This is a genomic window from Halonotius sp. F2-221B (genome assembly GCF_046719765.1).
Classification (GTDB): Archaea; Halobacteriota; Halobacteria; order Halobacteriales; family Haloferacaceae; genus Halonotius.
On sequence record NZ_JABEBY010000020.1, the window covers coordinates 1 to 15,500 of the forward strand.

The 15,500-nt window shown below is 61.8% G+C and carries 13 protein-coding genes and 1 pseudogene; 3 read left to right on the forward strand and 11 right to left on the reverse strand.

The annotated features are described in order from the left end of the window. Nucleotides 1–74: 74 nt before the first annotated feature. From HKK80_RS13290 to HKK80_RS13300, 3 genes and pseudogenes are all read right to left on the reverse strand, one after another. Nucleotides 75–554 (reverse strand): annotated as a pseudogene (locus HKK80_RS13290) (IS110 family transposase); the annotation flags it as partial. 338 nt (nt 555–892) lie between these two features. Then, nucleotides 893–1,087, reverse strand: a complete 195-nt coding sequence (locus HKK80_RS13295) for a cold-shock protein (RefSeq protein ID WP_021038510.1) — start codon at nt 1,085–1,087, stop codon at nt 893–895. A 77-nt stretch (nt 1,088–1,164) separates the two neighbouring features. Further along, nucleotides 1,165–1,911: an SHOCT domain-containing protein gene (locus HKK80_RS13300; RefSeq protein ID WP_411800074.1), complete on the reverse strand. Its 747-nt coding sequence runs from the start codon at nt 1,909–1,911 to the stop codon at nt 1,165–1,167. 113 nt (nt 1,912–2,024) lie between these two features. On the opposite strand from HKK80_RS13300, the gene proS reads away from it, so the two are divergent. Together proS and gltB are read left to right on the forward strand one after the other, a co-directional pair. Then, on the forward strand, nt 2,025–3,509 hold the full coding sequence (gene proS / locus HKK80_RS13305) for a proline--tRNA ligase (protein WP_411800075.1): 1,485 nt from the start codon (nt 2,025–2,027) through the stop codon (nt 3,507–3,509). A 244-nt stretch (nt 3,510–3,753) separates the two neighbouring features. Next, nucleotides 3,754–8,301: a glutamate synthase large subunit gene (gene gltB, locus HKK80_RS13310; protein WP_411800076.1), complete on the forward strand. Its 4,548-nt coding sequence runs from the start codon at nt 3,754–3,756 to the stop codon at nt 8,299–8,301. A 44-nt stretch (nt 8,302–8,345) separates the two neighbouring features. Here the strand turns inward: gltB and HKK80_RS13315 are convergent, their stop codons facing one another. The 5 genes from HKK80_RS13315 to HKK80_RS13335 all read right to left on the reverse strand — a co-directional run bounded on the left by HKK80_RS13315 (nt 8,346) and on the right by HKK80_RS13335 (nt 11,713). Next, nucleotides 8,346–8,825, reverse strand: a complete 480-nt coding sequence (locus HKK80_RS13315; RefSeq protein WP_411800077.1) for a type II toxin-antitoxin system VapC family toxin — start codon at nt 8,823–8,825, stop codon at nt 8,346–8,348. Nucleotides 8,826–8,827: 2 nt separating this feature from the next. Then, nucleotides 8,828–9,103, reverse strand: coding sequence for an AbrB/MazE/SpoVT family DNA-binding domain-containing protein (locus HKK80_RS13320; RefSeq protein ID WP_411800078.1), 276 nt, complete (start codon nt 9,101–9,103; stop codon nt 8,828–8,830). Nucleotides 9,104–9,191: 88 nt separating this feature from the next. Beyond that, entirely contained in the window at nt 9,192–9,608 is a 417-nt protein-coding gene (locus HKK80_RS13325) for a GIY-YIG nuclease family protein (protein ID WP_411800079.1), read from the reverse strand. Further along, nucleotides 9,608–10,906, reverse strand: a complete 1,299-nt coding sequence (locus tag HKK80_RS13330) for a M48 family metallopeptidase (protein WP_411800080.1) — start codon at nt 10,904–10,906, stop codon at nt 9,608–9,610. Before HKK80_RS13330 ends, HKK80_RS13325 begins: the two co-directional genes overlap by 1 nt. A gap of 96 nt (nt 10,907–11,002) precedes the next feature. Continuing rightward, a complete protein-coding gene (locus HKK80_RS13335) occupies nt 11,003–11,713 on the reverse strand; it encodes an HD domain-containing protein (protein WP_411800081.1) in 711 nt (236 codons plus the stop codon). A gap of 204 nt (nt 11,714–11,917) precedes the next feature. Here HKK80_RS13335 and HKK80_RS13340 point away from each other — a divergent pair, with 204 nt between their 5' ends. Then, nucleotides 11,918–12,682, forward strand: coding sequence for a hypothetical protein (locus tag HKK80_RS13340; protein ID WP_411800082.1), 765 nt, complete (start codon nt 11,918–11,920; stop codon nt 12,680–12,682). Here HKK80_RS13340 and HKK80_RS13345 read toward each other — a convergent pair. The 3 genes from HKK80_RS13345 to HKK80_RS13355 form a co-directional block, all read right to left on the reverse strand. Beyond that, on the reverse strand, nt 12,679–13,464 hold the full coding sequence (locus tag HKK80_RS13345; RefSeq protein ID WP_411800083.1) for a hypothetical protein: 786 nt from the start codon (nt 13,462–13,464) through the stop codon (nt 12,679–12,681). The two genes, HKK80_RS13340 and HKK80_RS13345, sit on opposite strands and share 4 nt — an antisense overlap. A 170-nt stretch (nt 13,465–13,634) precedes the next feature. Then, nucleotides 13,635–14,606, reverse strand: coding sequence for a hypothetical protein (locus tag HKK80_RS13350; RefSeq protein ID WP_411800084.1), 972 nt, complete (start codon nt 14,604–14,606; stop codon nt 13,635–13,637). Then, nucleotides 14,603–15,481: a hypothetical protein gene (locus HKK80_RS13355; RefSeq protein WP_411800085.1), complete on the reverse strand. Its 879-nt coding sequence runs from the start codon at nt 15,479–15,481 to the stop codon at nt 14,603–14,605. Before HKK80_RS13355 ends, HKK80_RS13350 begins: the two co-directional genes overlap by 4 nt. Between the last annotated feature and the right edge of the window lie 19 nt (nt 15,482–15,500).

Sequence of the window (15,500 nt, forward strand, 5' to 3'; positions counted from 1 at the left end):
TAACGCACCGAATCAGCTTCGCAAGGGGGTGGTGTGAGAAATTCCTTGACTTTCAAAAGTTATCTTAATCATTACAGGAACTCTCGGCCCTCAACTGACAGTGGTTTCACGTCTTCAGTGAGGCCGTGATCGGCGAGGAGTCCATGAATTTTGTTGGCGTACTTGGTGCGGGTTTCGACGAGAGTCTGTCGCCCGCGCACGAGTGCGCGGGCTTCTCTGATTTTGTCGGTCGGAACATAGCTTTCCGGAACTGAATTTAGCCGCACCATTCGTGCGAGTTCTTTGGCGTCAACGCGATCAGTTTTCTTGTCGGTGTTGGCGATCTGTGTCAGCTCTTTCGGGTGAGCAACAGTTACATCCAAATGTTCAGACAGCGTATCGTGGATGTGGTAGTAATTGCTGGTCGCCTCAATCGCAGCTTGCGAACCAGCATATTGCTGGGCAAGCTCATCGAGGTTCGCGTTCTCGACGCGAACCTCCTCAATGAGGTCACCAGCTTCATCAATTACTGCCACCTGTGCGTACCGTTTGTGGACATCAATTCCGAGGTACATTGTTTGTTCACCCGGGACGCCAGTGCGTGAAGCAGAGATTCACCTATTCGGGCTTTCCCGGATGCCGCGCCGCGCGGCATCCGGGCTGTACCGCCCATGACTCGGCTTCTTTCGCACATGAACCAGTCAGTCCGACGCACTCTACGGTGCGGAAAGGGCTTCGGTCTCTTGCGCCCCATATCTTGAATCACGCGCTCTTGGGATAGCAGCGTTTCCATCGAATCAGTCCGCCAGGGCCTCGGCTGCTAGGTATGTTGTAGGGGTGCGGTTGCCAAGCTGTCAGCTCAGCGGGTGAAAAATCGGAAAATTGCAGTATCGCCGTGAGGCGAGGACTGTAGTTAGTTGCGAACGACGTTCGTCGCGCGCGGGCCTTTCGGGGACTGTTCGATATCGAAGTCGATCTCCTCGCCTTCTGTGAGATCCTCGCCGCCGACATCCTCCATGTGGAAGAAAACGTCGTCGTCAGCATCGTCCGTGTCGATAAATCCGTAGCCGCCAGTGTCGTTGAAGAAATCAACTTTGCCGTGTGCCATTGCAATCAAACGTACAGCCCGTCGGGGGATAACCCTTCCGAGAGTCGTGGTACCACGACCGTCGCGGCGAGTTTTGCTTACGATTCCTCCGTTGCAGTCTCTCGCAGCGTCGTGAGCCGTTGTTTGTACTCCTCGTGGCTCACCTCGCCGTCGGCGTATCGCTGCCGCAGCCGCTCTGTTGCGGTCGACTGCTCGGTATCCAGTGTGACCGCGCTGTGGGTGTCTTGTTGGTCAAGGGCGGCCGCGCTTTGGACGACTGTTTCGGTGTCGACCGCGCCGACCGAGTCGTCCGCCGTTCGAAGTTGTTCGAGCCGGTCGGTGAGCGTCTCGCGGTCGATCTCGCCGCGGGCATACTGGATCGCCAGGCGACTGACCCGTGGGTGGCTGTCGCCGTCGGTATCGAGATCGAAGAGTTGGTCGAGTCGCCGTTCGTACTCCGCGAGATCGATCTCGTCGTCGAGATACCGTGCTTCGAGTATCTCCAAGGGGTCGGCTGTTGCCTCCGAGTCAGTCGGCGTCGACCCCGACCGACCCCGTCGCTGGAGCGTATAGAGGAGCACAGCGAACCCGACGATCGGGGGGATAAACAGCGGTAGCCAGAGCCATGGGCTGGCAACCATCCCACCGCCCATACCCCCACCCATCATGCCGCCACCCATCATCCCGCCGCCGGGCCCGGAGAGTGCTGCGAGCAAGCCGAAAAAGACCAGCACCACGATCGCCAGGAGGCCGCCGAGTACCGGCACGGTCGTCGGCAGCCAGGCGTCGCTTGCTGAATCGGGCGTCTCGCCGTCCGAATCAGTGCGGCGATCTGCTGAACGCATGTCGTCAGCTACGTCTCCTGGTGCAACAAGGTTGTCGCCGCGGCTCTGGTGTCGGAACGTCGGCTGATTCGAAACACACTGCGTTTATTTGTCCCGGTTGCGGAGTGCCGGCAATGAGTAGCGAGCAAGATCTCGGAATTACTGAGAGCAAACAGCACAACACGGGCGAATGGTACGCCGAGGTCGTCAGGAAGGCCGGCCTCGCAAACTACGGCCCCGACGGGATGAGTGGGTTCATCGTCACGCGCCCGCGTGGCTACGCCCTCTGGGAGGCGATTCAGGCGGAACTCGATAGCAAATTCAAGGCTACGGGCGTCCAGAACGCCTACTTCCCGATGTTCATCCCCGAGAGCTATCTCGAACGCGAAAAGGACATCGTGGAGGGCTTCGACCCGGAAGTGGCGTGGGTTACCCACGGCGGCCACGACGAACTCGACGAGCGACTCGCCGTCCGCCCGACCAGCGAGTCGATCATCGCGCCCTACATGGCCCAGTGGGTGCGCAGCCACCGCGACCTCCCGCTGCGAGTCAATCAGTGGTGTTCGGTTGTGCGGTGGGAAGCAACGGAGACGAAACCGTTCTTCAGAACGAAGGAGTTCCTCTGGCAGGAGGGTCACACCGCCCACGAGACTCACGACGAGGCGTGGGAGGAAACGATGACGCGACTCGATCAGTACGCTGAGCTCTACGAGGATCTGCTTGCGATCCCCGTCCTGAAGGGCCAAAAACCGGATCACGACAAGTTCCCGGGTGCGCACAAGACAACCACCGTCGAAGCCCTGATGCCGGACGGCAAATCGGTGCAGGCCGGCACCAGCCACCACCTCGGCACCTCCTTCGCCGAAGCCTTCGACATCACCTTCTCCGATGAGGACGAGGAAACCCAGCCCGCCCATACGACCTCGTGGGGCCTGTCGTGGCGTGCACTCGGCGCGCTGATCATGACCCACTCCGACGATCAGGGCCTCGTCCTCCCCCCGACGATCGCCCCCGAACAGGTCGTCATCGTCCCCATCTGGCAGGAAGACACCAAAGACGACGTGCTTGAGTACGCCAGCGACGTTGCCGACGACCTCGCCGATGCCGGCGTCCGCGTCGAACTCGACGACCGCGACGAGCGCAATCCCGGCTTCAAATTCAATGAATGGGAGCTGAAAGGGGTTCCCGTCCGCATCGAGATCGGCCCCCACGAGGTCGAGGACAACGAAGTCACCATCATCCACCGGCCCGACGGCGAGTCGATCACCGCCGGCCGCGACGATATCGGCGACACGATTCGGGAGCACTTCGATGAGGTGTACGGCAAACTCTACGCGGCTGCCGAAGAGAACCTCGACGACAGCGTCCGGGAAGCCGACTCACGCGAGGAGATTCTCGGCACGCTCGGCCAACACGGCGGCTACGTCAAAGCCCCGTGGTGTGGCGACGAGGAGTGTGAGGAGCCGATCAAGGAGCCGCTGGCGGCCGAGATCGTGATGTGCCCGTTTGACGACGAGGAGACGGTCGGTGACGACGGGGCGTCCGCCGACGCCAGCACGACGTGTGCGATCTGTGGCGATGACGCCACCCAGACCGCTTACTTCGCAAAGAACTACTGATCGTACAGTGCGGTCATGTGTCCATATTTTCTTGCTGATCACCGTCTCGGAGTTGACGATCGGGTAGCTTTCGATCTGCGCATGGTGGCTCTTACGGATCGAATCCCACATGATTGTTTGGTCTGGTTGGGCGTGATCGTTTCAACGTCCTAACTATCAATTCTTAATACTTCCTAATATGGGAATTAGGAACCCTTATTTTTGCATCAGTAGGCATTTATTCGGGCGATTGCTCGGTTCGTGTATGGCCAAGTATCACAGTGAGTCGCATGCGCAAGCGGACGATGCGCATGGTGAACCCGTCGGGCTCGCCGACCCGACCGATACCAAATCCAACTGCGGCGTTGGCGCGGTCGTCGACCTCGACGGCGGTGCCTCACACGATGTCGTCGCTGACGGCATCGAACTACTCTGTAACCTCGAACACCGCGGGACAACCGGTGCCGAAGAAGCCACCGGCGACGGGGCCGGCATCATGATCCAACGCCCCGACGCGTTCTTCGAGGCGGTCGTCGGTGACCTGCCGGAGACCTACGCTGTCGGCTCGGTCTTTATGCCACAGGACGACACTGTTCGAGATCGTCTTGTCGAACTCTTCGAGTCGACGCTCGCCGAGTACGATCTTGAGGCGTTCCACTGGCGGGATGTCCCGACCGACAACAGCGATCTCGGCCAGACCGCACTCGACTCTGAACCCGATGTGTGGCAGGTCTTCGTGACCCCGGCCGAGTCGATGGCTGACGACGCCTTCGACCGCGGACTGTTCCTTGCGCGCCGCGAGCTCGAAGCGGCCGCCGAGGAGATCGACGGTGCAGGCCGGTTCTACGTCTGTTCGCTCCACCGCAAAACGCTGGTCTACAAGGGGCTGCTCAAGGGTGAACAGCTCGCCGGCTACTACCCGGATCTCACCGATGAGCGCCTGAAGACGACGCTGACGCTCGTCCACGCGCGGTTCTCGACGAACACGCTCGGCGCGTGGCATCTCGCCCACCCCTACCGGCGGATCATCCACAACGGCGAGATCAACACGATCCGCGGCAACATCAACTGGATGCGCGCCCGCGAAAACCAGCTGGCCCACGAGGATTTCGGCGACGACATCGAGACGCTCAAACCCGTCACCGAGGCCGGCCAGTCCGACACCGCCAGCGTTGACAACGCCATCGAGTTGTTGATGCACTCCGACCGCGACCTGCCGCACATTCTCCGGATGCTGATCCCGGAGGCCCACGAGAACGACGACTCGATGGATCCCGACCGGCAGGATTTCTACGACTACCACGCCAGTCTCGTCGAGCCGTGGGACGGCCCCGCGCTCGTCGCGGCCACTGACGGCGACAAGATCGCCGCCGTGCTCGATCGCAACGGGCTCCGGCCCTGCCGGTACGACATCACCGAGGACAACACCCTGATCGCCGCCAGCGAGGTCGGCGCGATCGAGACCGACCCAAGCGAGATCCGCGAACGCGGCCGCCTCCAGCCCGGTCAGATCTTCGTCGCTGACCCCGAGGAAGGCGAGGTCATCCCCGACGCCGAGGTCTTCGACGAGCTCACCGACGACAAGTACGGCGAGTGGGTCGACGAACACCAACAGGAACTCGACGACATCGCCGGCGATAGCCTCGAACCACACGGCGATGTCGACTCCCTGCGCGCTCACCAGGCCGCATTCGGCTACACCCAGGATCAACTGACACACCTGCTGGAGCCGATGGCCAACCAGGGGATGGATCCGGTCGGCTCGATGGGCGACGACACGCCGCTGTCAGTCCTCGGGGAGTTCAACCGCCCGCTGTTCACCTATTTCAAACAGCTGTTCGCCCAGGTGTCGAACCCGCCGATCGACTACATCCGCGAGGAGTTGGTGACGAGTCTCCAATCGCGGCTCGGCAAGCAGCGAAACCTCATGACCGAGTCGCCGGAACACGCCCACCAGCTTGTGCTTGACTCGCCTGTCCTCTCCGACGAGCAGACAGCGAGTATCAAGAATCTCGACCGCGAGAGCGACGGCTTCGAGACCACGACGCTGGATATGACGTACGACCCAGACACGGATCTCGAAGCCGCGATCGAACGCCTTCGAGATGACGCCCGCGCGGCCATCGACGACGGCGCGGACATTATCGTGTTGTCGGATCGCGGCACGAACGAAGAGCGGATTCCGATCCCGAGTCTGCTTGCGACCGGTGGCGTCCACCACGATCTCGTCCGCCACGGCCTGCGAACCGATGTTGGCCTTGTCGTCGAGTCCGGCGACCCACGTGAGGTACATCATCTCGCCACGCTGGTCGGCTACGGCGCGGGCGCGGTCAACCCATATCTCGCCTACCAGACCATTTCGGATCTGTGTGCTGGCCCTGACGGCGCCGACGAGGAGGAGGCCATCGAGGGCTACATCCACGCGCTGGAACACGGCCTGCTGAAGATCATGGCGAAGATGGGGATCTCAACGGTTGAATCCTACCAGGGTGCCCAGATCTTCGAGGCCGTCGGCCTCAGCTCCGATCTCATCGCCGAATACTTCGAGGGCACCGAGATCCGAACCGAAGGGATCGGTCTCGACGTGATCGAAGACGACGTACGGACGCGACACGCCGTCGGCTTCGGGAGCGATCCAGAGCTTGAAACCCAAGGCGAGTACGAACACCGCTCGTCGGGGATCTACCACCAGTGGAACCCCGAGACGGTCGGCACGCTCCAGCAGGCCGTCCGCAGCGGCGACTACGACCGGTATCTGGAGTTCGCCGAACTGATCAACGATCAAAACGAGAACCTCCAGACGCTCCGGGGGCTGCTCGAATTCGATGCCGACCGCGAGCCAGTCGACATCGAGGAGGTACAGCCGATCCACGAGATCGTCGAGAACTTCTCGACGGCTGCGATGAGTCTCGGCAGCCTCTCGCCGGAAGCACACGAGACCAACTCCATCGCCATGAACCGCCTTGGCGGCAAATCCAACACCGGCGAGGGTGGCGAGCCGCCGGAACGGTTTGACACCGAAAAGGAGTGTAACGTCAAACAGGTCGCCTCCGGCCGCTTCGGCGTCACGTCTCACTACCTGACCTCCGCCGAGGAGATTCAGATCAAGATGGCACAGGGCTCGAAGCCCGGCGAGGGTGGCCACCTGCCTGGCAAGAAGGTCAACGAGATGATCGCCCACGTCCGGTATGCGACGCCAGGCGTTGGCCTCATCTCACCGCCGCCGCTGCACGACATCTACTCCATCGAGGATCTCAAACAGCTGATCCACGATCTCAAGGCGGCCAACCCGGACGCTGACATCAACGTCAAACTCGTCTCGGAGGCCGGCATCGGCACCATCGCGGCAGGCGTCGCCAAGGCCAACGCCGATGTAGTGCACGTCTCCGGGGACTCAGGTGGCACCGGTGCCTCCCCGAAAACGTCGATCAAAAACGCCGGTCTGCCGTGGGAACTCGGCGTCGCCGAGGCCAACCAGATGCTGTGTGCCACGGGGCTGCGCGACCGGATCAAGATCACCGCCGACGGTGGGATGAAGACCGGCCGCGACGTGGCGATCGCCGCGCTGCTCGGCGCGGAGGAGTATACCTTCGGCACCGCGTCGCTCGTCACCGCGGGTTGTGTGATGGCCCGGCAGTGTCACGCCAACACCTGTCCGGTTGGTGTGGCGACACAGGACGAAGACCTCCGCGAGCGGTTCCCCGGCGAGCCACAGCACGTCATCAACTACATGACGTTCATGGCCCAGGAGCTTCGGGAGATCATGGCCGAGCTTGGCTTTACTTCCCTCGATGAGATGATCGGCCGACCGGAACTGCTCAGCCAGCGCGAAACCGACCACGAGAAGGCCAAACATCTCGATCTCTCAACGGTCATCGCGCCGACCGCCGGCGACCAGCGGCGGAAGACCCGCGAGCAGCAACACGCCGACATCGACGACCAACTCGACTGGGAGCTGATCGACGAGGCCGAACCCGCGCTTGAATCCGGCCAGCCGATAACACTCGATAAGGAGATCTCCAACGTCGACCGCGCGGTCGGCGCGACGCTCTCCCACGAGATCTCAACACAGTACGGCGGCGCGGGGCTGGCCGACGATACGATCACCATCGACTTCGATGGAATCGCCGGCCAGAGCTTCGGGGCGTTCCTCGCCGACGGCGTGACGATGCAGCTCACCGGCGCGGCCAACGACTACCTCGGCAAGGGGCTCTCGGGCGGGAAACTCGTCGTCCAGACCCCACCGACGGCGGCCTACGCCGCCGACGAAAACATCCTCATCGGCAATGTCGCCCTCTACGGGGCAACCCAGGGTGAGGCCTACATCAACGGCGTCGCTGGCGAGCGGTTCGGCGTTCGCAACTCCGGGGTGAAAGCCGTCGTCGAGGGCGTCGGCGACCACGGCTGTGAGTATATGACCGGCGGTGCCGTCGCCGTGCTGGGTGAAACCGGTCGCAACTTCGCCGCGGGGATGTCCGGCGGCGTTGCCTATGTCTACGACCCCGACGGCGAGTTCGAGTCCAAGCTCAACAGGGAGATGGTTACGTTCTCCGAGGAGCTGACACAGAAAGACGAGCGCATGCTGACTCGGTTGGTCGAAAACCACGCCGAGTACACCGACAGCGAGCGCGCCGCCGAGCTGCTCGATGACTGGGCCGCCGAGGTCAGCAACTTCGTTCGAGTCTTCCCGGATGCCTACCGCAACTCCATTGAGAACAAGGGTGCCGACGACGTGCGCGAGGAGCTCCCGGAGACGCCGGCCGCCGCGGCCGCGGCCGAACCCGACACCGGGGCTGTCTCAAGCGACGACTAAGCCCTCCCGCGACGATAGCCGTTTTGCTTTTTTAAACCGAGGTATCAGCCGTCAACCGTCGAGAGCGAATCGAGTTCATCGTCCGGAATGGGGTTCCGGTAGGTGACCGCTTCGTCGGCACACAACGCGTCGACATCACGGTCGGTTGTCACCAGATAGTCGGTGTCGTGAGCACGGGCCACCGCGAGCACAAACGCGTCGTACACATCGTGGTCTTTGGCCGCGCTGATCTCGTAGGCATCCTGGAGCGCCGCGGCGGTCGCGCCCACGATCCGTGCGGGGCTGTCGAGTAGCGATCCCACCGCGTTGCGGGCGTCGGTCGCCGCAACGCCGAAGTTCGTCGTCATGATATACTGGGCGCGAAGCGGGTAGTAGTCGGGGACGAGAAGCACGTTTGGCCCATCGAGGGCGTCGGTGAGCCATGGCCGGACGGCCTCGTAGGCCGGGTGATCGGCGGTCAACCCGATGGCGAGGATGTTGACATCGGTCAGAATCCGTGTACCGCTTGGGATGGTGTCGGGCATTCCTACTCGTCGCCGGTGTCGGTCGGCCCGAACAACGCCTCGCCGGCGTCGGTCGGTGTCGTGTCAGCCCACTCCTCGCGGCCGGCTGTCGCCGGCTGGAGCTTCCCACTCGGCTTGGGGTCGACTGTCAACACCGAGCCGCTGAGATACGCCGGCACCTCCGAGCCGGCCGTGATTCCGAGTCGCTCCCGAACCGCCTTCGGGATCGTCACCCGCCCGCGGTCGTCGACCTGTAACGTGAGCTGTTCGGTCTCCTCATCGGCTGCGTTCGTTCCCATTTTATTCACCGTAATTCCCACTATCTTATTGACAGACAAAAGCTTTCTGTCGGTGCCGGTCTCAGCAGCCGACAGTACCGAATGGGTGCTACTCCCACCGGGTCGACCGTGCGATCTTTTGAATCGTCGATGGGTCGTCTCCACCCCACAGATGACTGCCGCAGTCGCAGTCTGAGGCCCCGAACGCAGCCACCGGCTCACAGCCGGCGTCAGCGAACGCCGTCGCCAGCGCGCACTCGATGTCCTCGTTGGGATACGTTTCAACTGTCGCAAGCCGGACCGAATCGGCACCGAGCAGATAATCGATATGCCAGTGGCGGGTGTCGTGGTCGCCGCTGGCAACCCGGCGGTGACGATCGACCCGCGAGAGCCCGCCAGGGCCGAACGCGCTGCCGACGTAGGCGTACCCTCCCGCTGTAAATTCGCGGTCGCCGAGCGCGCCGACCTCGATCGTGGTCGGGGATTCGACAGCGATGACCAACACGTAGCTGCCGGGGTCGGCCATCAGTCGTCTCCGGTCGCCGGCGGCTGTGGTGTCGAGTCTGTCGTCTCGCCGTCAGTGCGGTCGCTCAACAGCCGCATCCGCTCGGGGATCGGCGGATGGCTGTAGTGGAATCTCGCATACCACGGATGTGGGAATGGGTTGGCGAGGTTCTCGCCGGCCAGCCGGCCCAAGGCGTCGATCATCGGCTGGGGGCCCATCACCTCGGCGGCGTAGGCGTCGGCCTCCCGCTCGTGGGCCAGCGAGAGCGCGTTCGACAGCGGCGCGGTAAACTGCAGCAGTGGCCCGACAATGAGAGCGGCCAGCAACAGGCCGGCGTACGTTGCCGACGCTGGAACCCCAAAGGCCGCATACAGCGGCTCGAAATCGATCAGCCAGCCGAGGGCGGCGACGACAACGGCCATCTGCACGGCACCCGCGGCGAACTGTTTCCAGATGTGGGCCTCCTTCCAGTGGGCTAACTCGTGGGCGAGAACGCTCTGTAGCTCGGCCTGTTCCATCTTCTCGACAAGCGTATCGAACAACACGACACGCTTCGTTCGGCCAAAGCCGATGAAGTAGGCGTTGAGCTGTGTGGATCGCCGGCTGGCGTCCATGGTGTAGATGTCGCTGGTCTCGAAGCCAGCACGTTCGAAGACAGCTTCGATAGCCTCGCGCAACTCGCCGTCGGCAACCGGCTCGAAATCGTTGAACAGCGGCGCGATCACCCGTGGATAGAGTATCTGCATTACCAACGAGAAGATAACGAACAGTCCCCACGCCGCCGCGGGCCACAGCATCGGCAGTCGCTCAATCGCGGCCAACACCGCGCCGCCCAGGATCGCCACGAACCCGACAGATAAGGCGAGTTGCACCAGCGTATCACGGACGAACAGGGTTGGTGTTTGGTTGTTGAACCCGAAGATCTCCTCGATCCCAAACGTCGAGACAAGGCTGAACGGGATCGACGCCAGTTGGGCGGCGACCGCCAGACCGACAACGAAGACGACGCCCTGCAGGACGACCGAGAGGCCGGTCGCCGCCAACAGGTCGACAGCCCACGAGAGGCCGCCGCCATAGAGGATACCTATCACCGCGGCGAGCCCGATCCAGGACTCCAGTTCGTCCATCGCCGTGGTGAGGCGGTGGTAGTCCCGGAGCTCATCGCTGTCTTCGATGCCGAGGGTTGATCTAAGCCACTCGCGGTGTTGGCCCACCAGCCGATCGGCATACTGGACGTTCCTGATCGCCAGGAACGAAAAGACCGCTCGCGTCGTCACTAACAGCAGGAACACCCCGATAGTGATCGCTGACAGTTGCATTATTGATGTCAACGCGGTCGATGGGCTAAACGGTGACGCGCTGTGGTCGGGTGGCTATCGTCTCCGCGACTGTGTGTGACCGCTTGCCGGTAGGCGTCAGTCGTCGCTACCGTCGGCTGGGTCTTCGGGGCGATCGGCGGTCATCTCAGCAACCTCGCTTTCCAGCCACTCCCGAAACCATTTGACGCGTTTGAGCCGCTTGTGGCCGATGCTTTCGGCGGTATCGGATTCGACGCGGTCGAGGTGATCTTTCCCGCGTTCGAGCACGCGGTCGACCATCCGGGCGGCATCCATGTGGGTTCGGGACTCATACCCCATCCGCAACAGCATGAGGGCGGTGCCGTTGGCCCCAACCTTATCGAGCACGTCGGCTTCCATCAGACAGCGGGATTCCAGCGAGACCTCCGAGAGCGGCCCCTGAAAGGAGTGGTCTGCGACCGCCTGACAGACCGCATCGATAAACGATGCGGGGTACTCACCGCGGCTTTCGAGATACTCGCGGGCGACGTTTGCCCCTTCCTCGGCGTGTCGATCCTGGGGCGCGTCAAGCTTTGCGACATCGTGAAACAGCGCGGCGACAACGACGATATCGGTGTCGGCCCCCTCTGCTTCGGCGATCGTTTCGGCGAGTTCAGCGACATTGAGGATATGATTAAATCGGTACTCCGCGCTGTGCCACGGATACCACCGCATGCGCCCGCCGTCGTCTTCGGTTTCGACGCTGGCGGACAGATAATCGTAGACAAACTGCTCCATTTCCGCGCGGGCGTCGTCGCTGACCGGTGACTCCTTGATCTCAACACCCATGGAGCCACCCCCGGTCGCACTGTGGTAACTGATTCATTGTTGGGAGAAACGGCCGTTTGACTCTTAGGCGTTACGACACTCCGACCGCAGGGTGACGGATTTTGGTGTTTCGCGCGCCGACGCTGCCGATCAGCCACCTACAACGGCTCTCAGATCTGAGAATCAAAGCAGTGAACTTAGGGGGTGGGGGTGTCTGCGGCCTGTATGGAACGCAGACAGTATCTTGCGGCGGCTGCGGCGGGTGGTGCCATCGGCGTTGGGGGGGTCGGTGGCTACGTGCTGTTGAGCGATGATGTCGGCTTTGGGCCGCCGGGGGTGCCGACAGCACCCTACCCACCGTATCCGACCGCCGACGGCGAGGGTGAGATCGAGCCGATCTCGCTTTCGGGATCGGGGCAAGCGACGACCGACGCCTTCGAGCTGGTGCGTGGGGGGCCGACGATCATCGACACTGATGCCGGCGATGCGGCCGACGATGAGCGGTTTCGGGTGGTGCTGGTATCGACAGCCGACGACGAGGAGGAGTACCGTGTGATCGAGGTGCTTGGCCCGTTTACCGGGCGCAATCTGCTCAACCCACCGCCGGGAGAGTACGAGTTGGCAGTACAGGAGGCCAGTGCCGACTGGACGGCCACGGTGTACGATGTGCCGGCCTACGACACCGACGAGATCGATCTGGAACTTGAGCCCCCGATCGTGTTCAGCGATGGGCTCGATGCGGTGATCGGCCCGATCGATTTCGGCAGCCAGCAGGCGATCGAATTTAGTCTCTCCGTCGGCGATGAGGATATCGACTACTCGCTATCGCTTGTTGACAGCAACGGCGAGGTTGTCGAACCGGTGATCCAGAGTCTTGTCGGGCGAACAGATCCACAACAACGGGAAGTCGGCGGGATCGGCTATCTCGCAGTCGATGGCAACACGACGTGGACACTCCGTGCGGAACCCGTCGACGACGGTGATACCTAGGCGGTTGCGATAGCGATGAGATTCGAGGCTGTCAGCACGGCTCCGAGCAACGCGACAAAGCCTGGCGGGCCGTAGTAGCCGAGCCAATCGCCGCGGTTTCTCGACTGGAGGTTGATGCCGACGGCGATCACGAAAACGAGGAGCTTGAGCCCGAAGAGGCCGCGAATCCCGAACTCCGCGAGCAGCACCGCAACAAGGGGGTTGCCCTCTCCGAGGCCATCAACAAAGTAGACCGCGATGATCGTCGACAGCGAGTCGCCGATCCCGTAGGTTGCGACTGCGATCGCCCACAGCACCCACAGCCCGAGCTGTTGTGGCACCGATCGGGCCGTCGGTGTGTCGCCGGAGTCGCTCTCACCGGTCGCAAACGACCGTGCCGCCAGTCGCTTACAGCGTGCCGACACCAGCGCGGTTGGGATCCCTGTTTCTGTCCGTGGAACATGCGCCGTGTGTGTTGCGGCCTCTATCTGTTCGATAACATCTGTGTCGCCGCCTGTGGTGATCACGACAAGCGGTTTCTCCGGATACCGCTGGCGGAGCTCCTCGTAGATCGTTGCCGGCTCCGGGTCGGCTGGAGAGCAGTCAACGACCAGACAATCAACCGCGTGTACCTCCAGTGGATTCACATCGCGGCCGACAACACTGAGATCGGCCTCGGGGAGTCCGTATTTAAGCTCAGATTCGATCGGTGTTTCGTCGGGTTCCCAGAGACCGATGCTGAGCGGGCGTGTTGACTCCTCAGCCGGCGTTGGTGTCTCTGTCGGATCGTCGTCGCCGGCCATTTAGATCACCGTGGCTTTGCCGTGGGGCGTGGGTGAGCCATCGGTGTCGACACAACAGTCCACGATCTGAACTAGGGGGCGACGCAAATAGTCCTGCGGATCACTGTGTTGATTGCCCATTCCGAGCGGTGTCTCATACCGATGGAACGAATGACCAAGATTTCTTATTGCTATCCCGGTGGCCCTCGTCCCTGTCCCGGTGGCCCGTTATCCTCCTCGTCATCATCCTCCTCACCATTATTGATCGTCACGCTGGCATTGTTGCCGTTTTCGTTGATCGTGAGATCGCCGTCATCGGATTCGGCCTCACCACAGATGGTGATCGTCCCCTTCCCTCTTGCGGTGATCGTGATATTCCCCTCGGCCCCCACATCGCCACCGATCGTGATGTTTCCACCAGCAGAGATATCGATTGTGCCGCCGGATTCAACACTTCCATCAATGATCACTGTGGCATCGTTGCTGTTTGCTGTTATCGAGATGGCTCCATCGGCCTCCACATCGCCACCGATGATGACAAATCGGTTGCCAGTCGAATTGATGCTGACGCTCCCGCCGGCCTCGATCCCGTCGGCAACATCCTGATCGGTGACCGTGATGCTGCCATCGCTTTCCTGCTCCGGCAGCGCGTCCGCCCCGACGTTGACCGACACCGGGCAGGTTCCGGGCTCGTAGCCGGTGACGGTCGCATTGATCTCTATCGATCGCGTTATCTCGATCCGTTCCGTCCCGGTCGTTGCTGTGACGGTCAGATTAACGACCGATTGTCCGCTTTCACTCACGGAGATCGTTCCACGTACCATTTCTGTTTTTCCAGATTGGAGTGTCACCCCGTCGAGCGATTCTACTGAGAGTATCGTACTGTCGCTGCTGACCGTTAGCTCTGTCAGTTCCGTATCCGGAAATCGATTCTGCAACTCCAGGATGTCGACGGTTGCCGGCGAGCTGTTGATCTCGATCGGACTAACCACTTCAATGCCGAGTAATGCGTTGTCGTCGCTGACCGAGAGATCAAACGGTCGCTGGCCCTGCACCTGATCGAACGCGCCCGTCGAGCTGACACCCAACAGCCCGCCGCCGCCGATCATGGCCAAGGCTGCTCGCCGGCTGAGTCCACCGCTGCCGCCACGTTTCTTCGTCATTGGCTTTCCACCTCTGTTGCAGTGAACTGAATGGTATCTATCTGCTCAAGTCTGAGATCTTCATTTTCGAGGACGATGTCCCGGGTATCGATGACGATCACAACCTCGATGACGTGGCCATCGGCCAGCGTGACACCGCCAGCGGAAAACAGATTCTCGCCGCGAGAAACTGTCATCCCGCTGTCGTCGACAACTCTGTATGGGAACCGGAGCTGATCTGTTTCTAGCACATCCTCATCAGCGAATAGTGTCGCGTTCACACTTACCGATCCGGTGGGATCCCCGTCTTCGGCTGGCCCAACATTGGCGATGATGAATGCAACGTCACCGTTTGGATAGCTATCTTGTAGTCTCCCGACCGTCGAGACGGCATTTTTGTTGGCATCGGTAGCTCTCAGGCCACCGAAGAACCCATCCACAGTCCCACGAACCACGCTGGATGGAACAATCGTTCCATTCCATGTGGCTGAACCGCTGCCGTTGACCGCGTTGCCGGCGTTGTTCGGATCAGTCACTACCTGCACGCGAATGGCGACTTCACCATCATCGTCATCCGTTTCATCGTCGCCGCCACCGCCGGTTCCATCGTTGGTGTCTGTCCCGTCATCGCCACCGGTGGCACCGTCGCCGTCGGAGTCTGTCGTCCCTTCGCTACCGGTTTCATCATCGCCACTGCCGTCACTCGCTTCTAGACCCGCCAACTGCTCTGGCGACGCGAAGCGTACTGCTTGGTTCGTTCCAGCGACCTGCACCCATCCAGCACCAAGGCTACCCTGCGAGGCCGTAGTAAACGCACCGCTGGCGACAAGGCCGCTGGCCCCGAAGACCAGCGTCCCGAGTCCGATAAGCGTCCGCCGGCGGTTCCTGTTTGGCATTATAAATCTTCTGTCAGAT

Excerpts from the sequence above, each read along its gene's own strand:
- HKK80_RS13295 (WP_021038510.1), bottom strand. The coding sequence starts at position 1,087 with ATGGCACACGGCAAAGTTGATTTCTTCAACGACACTGGCGGCTACGGA.
- HKK80_RS13300 (WP_411800074.1), bottom strand. The coding sequence starts at position 1,911 with ATGCGTTCAGCAGATCGCCGCACTGATTCGGACGGCGAGACGCCCGAT.
- proS (WP_411800075.1), top strand. The coding sequence starts at position 2,025 with ATGAGTAGCGAGCAAGATCTCGGAATTACTGAGAGCAAACAGCACAAC.
- gltB (WP_411800076.1), top strand. The coding sequence starts at position 3,754 with ATGGCCAAGTATCACAGTGAGTCGCATGCGCAAGCGGACGATGCGCAT.
- HKK80_RS13315 (WP_411800077.1), bottom strand. The coding sequence starts at position 8,825 with ATGCCCGACACCATCCCAAGCGGTACACGGATTCTGACCGATGTCAAC.
- HKK80_RS13320 (WP_411800078.1), bottom strand. The coding sequence starts at position 9,103 with ATGGGAACGAACGCAGCCGATGAGGAGACCGAACAGCTCACGTTACAG.
- HKK80_RS13325 (WP_411800079.1), bottom strand. The coding sequence starts at position 9,608 with ATGGCCGACCCCGGCAGCTACGTGTTGGTCATCGCTGTCGAATCCCCG.
- HKK80_RS13330 (WP_411800080.1), bottom strand. The coding sequence starts at position 10,906 with ATGCAACTGTCAGCGATCACTATCGGGGTGTTCCTGCTGTTAGTGACG.
- HKK80_RS13335 (WP_411800081.1), bottom strand. The coding sequence starts at position 11,713 with ATGGGTGTTGAGATCAAGGAGTCACCGGTCAGCGACGACGCCCGCGCG.
- HKK80_RS13340 (WP_411800082.1), top strand. The coding sequence starts at position 11,918 with ATGGAACGCAGACAGTATCTTGCGGCGGCTGCGGCGGGTGGTGCCATC.
- HKK80_RS13345 (WP_411800083.1), bottom strand. The coding sequence starts at position 13,464 with ATGGCCGGCGACGACGATCCGACAGAGACACCAACGCCGGCTGAGGAG.
- HKK80_RS13350 (WP_411800084.1), bottom strand. The coding sequence starts at position 14,606 with ATGACGAAGAAACGTGGCGGCAGCGGTGGACTCAGCCGGCGAGCAGCC.
- HKK80_RS13355 (WP_411800085.1), bottom strand. The coding sequence starts at position 15,481 with ATGCCAAACAGGAACCGCCGGCGGACGCTTATCGGACTCGGGACGCTG.